This window comes from Methylobacterium sp. ME121 (genome assembly GCF_000974725.1).
Taxonomy (GTDB): domain Bacteria; phylum Pseudomonadota; class Alphaproteobacteria; order Rhizobiales; family Beijerinckiaceae; genus Methylobacterium; species Methylobacterium radiotolerans.
This window is the reverse complement of the sequence record NZ_BBUX01000193.1, coordinates 1-586: the sequence shown is the minus strand read 5'-3', so window position 1 is coordinate 586 and position 586 is coordinate 1. Positions and strand designations below refer to the sequence as shown.

The window sequence follows — 586 nt, the reverse complement described above, 5'->3', positions numbered from 1 at the left end:
CGCCTACAGCGCCAGCACCGCCTCCCAGACGGTCCTGCTGACGATCAACGGCAGCTCGGTCTCCGCCACCATCAACGCCTCCTCGAGCATCAGCGCGACGGTGGCCGCGCTCAACGCCGCGGTCAGCTCGGCCTCGACCGCGTCGAGCGGCGCCTTCGGCGCCGGCGCGATCTTCTCGGCCGACAGCACCGGCACCAAGATCGTCCTGAACGCCCAGGCGGACGTCGAATTCCAGAACTCCGGCAGCCAGACGGCGCTCGGCTTCACCGCCTCGGCGACCACCGCCTCGACCTACGGCACCGCCGCCAGCACCGTCGTCTCCAGCGACCTGTCGATCTCGGGCACGGCCCAGCGCGCCTCGCTGGCGAACCAGTACAACAACCTGCTCAACCAGATCACGCAGCTCGCCAGCGACGCCAGCTACAACGGCGTCAACCTCATTGCCGGCAAAGGCAATGACATGAACATCAAGTTCAACGACACCGGCAGCTCCAACCTCAACGTCGCCTCGGTCGACGCGACCTCGAACGGCCTCGGCCTGACCTCGATCACCAACTCGAACAGCTCGACCAGCCAGAACGGTCTC

Annotated in this window: 1 pseudogene; it reads left to right on the top strand. The window is 66.9% G+C overall.

Annotated elements, in window-relative coordinates:
* Nucleotides 1-586, top strand: a pseudogene (locus ME121_RS32895) (flagellin); the annotation flags it as partial.